The organism is Microbacterium sp. (assembly GCF_035687345.1).
GTDB lineage: Bacteria > Actinomycetota > Actinomycetes > Actinomycetales > Microbacteriaceae > Microbacterium.
The window spans coordinates 1-3,161 of sequence record NZ_DASRXZ010000082.1; the positions used below are offsets into that span (position 1 = coordinate 1).

At 70.0% G+C, this 3,161-nt stretch carries 6 protein-coding genes and 1 tRNA gene; 4 read left to right on the forward strand and 3 right to left on the reverse strand.

Annotation, left to right across the window (positions count from 1 at the left end; translation table 11 throughout):
* Positions 1 to 47 precede the first annotated feature (47 nt).
* The 4 genes from VFF97_RS09290 to VFF97_RS09305 all read left to right on the forward strand — a co-directional run bounded on the left by VFF97_RS09290 (position 48) and on the right by VFF97_RS09305 (position 1,334).
* A tRNA-His gene (locus tag VFF97_RS09290) sits at positions 48 to 123 on the forward strand.
* 34 nt (positions 124 to 157) lie between these two features.
* Positions 158 to 508 carry a metallopeptidase family protein gene (locus tag VFF97_RS09295; protein WP_325033216.1) on the forward strand — a complete coding sequence of 117 codons (351 nt, stop codon included), beginning with the start codon at positions 158 to 160 and terminating at the stop codon, positions 506 to 508.
* On the forward strand, positions 508 to 813 hold the full coding sequence (gene clpS, locus VFF97_RS09300) for an ATP-dependent Clp protease adapter ClpS (protein ID WP_325033217.1): 306 nt from the start codon (positions 508 to 510) through the stop codon (positions 811 to 813). Before VFF97_RS09295 ends, clpS begins: the two co-directional genes overlap by 1 nt.
* Complete coding sequence (locus VFF97_RS09305) at positions 810 to 1,334, forward strand: DUF2017 family protein (protein ID WP_325033218.1); 525 nt, start codon at positions 810 to 812, stop codon at positions 1,332 to 1,334. The genes clpS and VFF97_RS09305 overlap by 4 nt, the downstream gene beginning before the upstream one ends.
* 39 nt (positions 1,335 to 1,373) lie before the next feature.
* On the opposite strand, the gene VFF97_RS09310 is transcribed toward VFF97_RS09305, so the two are convergent.
* From VFF97_RS09310 to VFF97_RS09320, 3 genes are all read right to left on the reverse strand, one after another.
* A complete protein-coding gene (locus tag VFF97_RS09310) occupies positions 1,374 to 1,967 on the reverse strand; it encodes a hypothetical protein (RefSeq protein ID WP_325033219.1) in 594 nt (197 codons plus the stop codon).
* Positions 1,942 to 2,262, reverse strand: coding sequence for a hypothetical protein (locus VFF97_RS09315; RefSeq protein WP_325033220.1), 321 nt, complete (start codon positions 2,260 to 2,262; stop codon positions 1,942 to 1,944). Before VFF97_RS09315 ends, VFF97_RS09310 begins: the two co-directional genes overlap by 26 nt.
* A gap of 68 nt (positions 2,263 to 2,330) precedes the next feature.
* Positions 2,331 to 3,161 (reverse strand): DNA polymerase IV (locus tag VFF97_RS09320; RefSeq protein ID WP_325033221.1); only part of this gene is annotated, 831 nt, incomplete at its 5' end.

A 3,161-nucleotide genomic window follows, 5' to 3' on the forward strand; every position in this document is an offset into this window, starting at 1 on the left:
GGGAATATGACAGAATTGTCTGGTTGCCCGCTCGCGCGGGAGACATGGTGGGTATAGCTCAGTTGGTAGAGCACCTGGTTGTGGTCCAGGGGGTCGCGGGTTCAAGTCCCGTTACTCACCCCAAGGAGGGGCCGTTCCACCCCACGGGCGGTTCTGCATGATCGAGATGGGCGCAGAGGCGTTCGAGCGACTCGTCGTCGACGAACTCGACCGACTCCCCGACGACATGGTCGAGGGGCTCGACAACGTCGTGTTCGTGGTCGAGGATCGGCCCGAGGACGGCAGCCTCGACCTCTTCGGGCTGTACGACGGACTCGCCCTGACCGAACGCGACCGGTACGGACTCGGCGAGCTGCCCGACCGCATCATCGTGTACCGCGAGCCGCACCTCCACGCATGCGAAGACGAGGAAGAGCTGCGCGACGAGATCCACACGACCCTCGTCCACGAGATCGCGCACTTCTACGGCATCGACGACGACCGACTGCACGAATTGGGGTGGGCGTGATGGCTTCGTCGACGCTCTCGCTGCCCGACCTCGATCGCGACCTCGACCTCGACATCGCATCGACGCCCGATCGGCCGTGGCAGACGGTCGTGTGGAACGACCCCGTGAACCTCATGAGCTACGTCGTGCACGTGTTCCAGGAGTACTTCGGCTTCTCTCGGGCGAAGGCCGAACGGCTCATGCTCGCGGTGCACCACGAGGGCCACGCGGTCGTGGCCGAGGGTCCGCGCGAGCAGATGGAGCTGCACGCGCAGGCGATGCACGACTACGGCCTGTGGGCCACGATCAGGAAGGCCCCGGAATGACCCCCGACCGCACCGTGGTCCTCGAGCTCACGCGCCTCGAGGCGCTGCACCTCGCGGGACTTGTGAGGCAGTTCGACGAACTGCTCGACTCGACCGAGCAGGCGGCGGACGACCCCGCCGTCGCGCGTCTTGTCCCCGACGCGTACGAGGAGGATCCGGATGCCGCGCGCGAGTTCCGCGCCGTCACCGAGAGCGACCTGCTCTCGCGTCGCCGGAGCGACGCCGCCGCGGTGATCGAGTCGCTGCGTCCGGCGATCGACGACCCGCACCCGCTCGAGGAGGGCGAGGAGGGTGACCTCGTCGACGAGACCGGCGACCTCACCGACACCGTCACGATCCCGCTCGATCCCGAGACCGTGAACGCATGGCTGCGCGCCCTCGCCGCGATCCGGCTCGTGCTCGCGTCGCGGCTGGGCATCCGGTCGGAGGATGACCACGACGACGAGGACCCGCGGTTCGGTGTGTACGACTGGCTCGGCTACCGCCTCGACGGACTCGTCCGCGCCGTGTCGGGCGACTGACCAGGACCCGCTCCCGCTGCCCCGACGGCCGTCGGACGCCTACGGGACCGCGAAGACGTGGGTCGCGTGGCGATTCGGCTCGTCGCGCGTGACGTGCACGTCCTCCTGGCGCGCCCACCGCTCCCAGTGCGGCCGGTAGGCGTCGCCGTCGCGCGCGAGCGCCCGCTCACGGCGCGAGGCCGCCGGTGAGTCCAGCCACACGCGGATGTCGCCGAGCCGCGCCGTCTCGCTGTTCAACAGTCCCACACCCTCCACGATGAGCGGCAGCGACGGGTCGACGGCGTGCGCTTCGGCCCACGACTCGTCGTTCCAGTCCCACCGCTGCCACACGCCGACCATGCCGCGCGCGTGCGGGATGAGCACGAGGTCCGTCGCGGTGCGCACGCCGGCGTCGAGCCCGTCCCAACCGGGGTACACGGAGTCGAGCGCCATGGACTGCACGCGCCCGCGCAACGGCCAGCGTCGTACGAGCGCACTCGCGAGGCTCGTCTTCCCCGCTCCGCTGCGCCCGTCGATGAGGACCACCGGGTTCGCGGCGGCGAGCGAGACGATCGCGTCGAGCACGGCCGTCGCGGCCGCGTCGAGCGCGGCGGCGACAGGGTCCGGCTTACTTCTTGAGGAAGCGGATGACACGGCTGAGCGCGCGTCCGGCGACCCACATGAACGGGATCGCGACCGCCAGAAGTGACACGAGGTTCGGCTCGAAGCGCAGGTCGTCGCCCTTGCGGATGTAGGCGCCCACCGGGATCGCCCAGCCACCGCCGCCGCCTCCTCCGTTGCCGGCTTCGTCGGAACCGCCGCCGAATCCTGACCACGTCAGTGCGACGGGGATCATCCGGACGCCGTCGACCTCCACTTCCTCGCCGTAGGCGCTCTTCACGCCGAACGACGCGGACTGCTTGCCGAGCTCGAGTGCGATGTTGGGCATGACCCCACGGTACCGGTCGCGGGTGGTCCGTGACGAGGGGGCGAGCCCGTCGAACCCACCCCCGCCGGTCACTCGACCTCGAGGCTTCCCGGATTGTGGTGGGACGGCAGTCCCGCACCGCCGCGCGCACGCCGGAGAAGGTTCGCTCGCGTGATCACCCCGCGCCCGAACTTCTCCGTCGCGCCGTCGAGGGCGCCCTCGACGCGGCGCCAATCCTCGTCGTCGTCCCAGAGCCCGAGGGCCGTCGATCCCGCGTGCCGTAGCTTCTCGGCGCGCACTCCCACAAGACGGATCGCCATGACCCGATCGACGGCGTCGAACAGTTCGAGAGCGGCATCGCCGATGCGCTGGCTGACCGACGTCGGCTCGGACAGCGTGTGCGAGCGGGTGATCGTCGTGAAGTCGGCGAACCGCACCTTGATCGAGATGGTCGACGCCTCCCAGCCGTTGCTGCGCAGGCGCCGCCCGACGCGATCCGAGAGGCGCCGCAGCTCGCTCTTCAGCACGGCGGTGTCGCTGATGTCGGTGTGGAAGGTCTCCTCATGCCCGACGCTCTTCTCGACACGCTCGGTCTCGACGCCGCGCGGGTCGATCCCCCGCGCGAGGTGCCAGACCCGATCCGCCATCGCGTGACCGAGCGCTCGCTCGAGCACCGGCATGGGGCTGTCGAGCACGTCGGCGACCGTGTGGATGCCGCGGTTCGCGAGGGCCTCGCCCGCCTTCGGTCCGATTCCCCACAGCGCGCGCACCGGCTGCCCGCGCAGGAACTCCTGTGTGTCGGCCTCCGCCACGATGAGCAGCCCGTCGGGCTTCGCGAGCGTCGACGCCATCTTCGCGACGTGTTTGGTCGCGGCCACGCCGACCGAGCACGTGAGCCCCGTCTCTTCGCGCACCCGTGA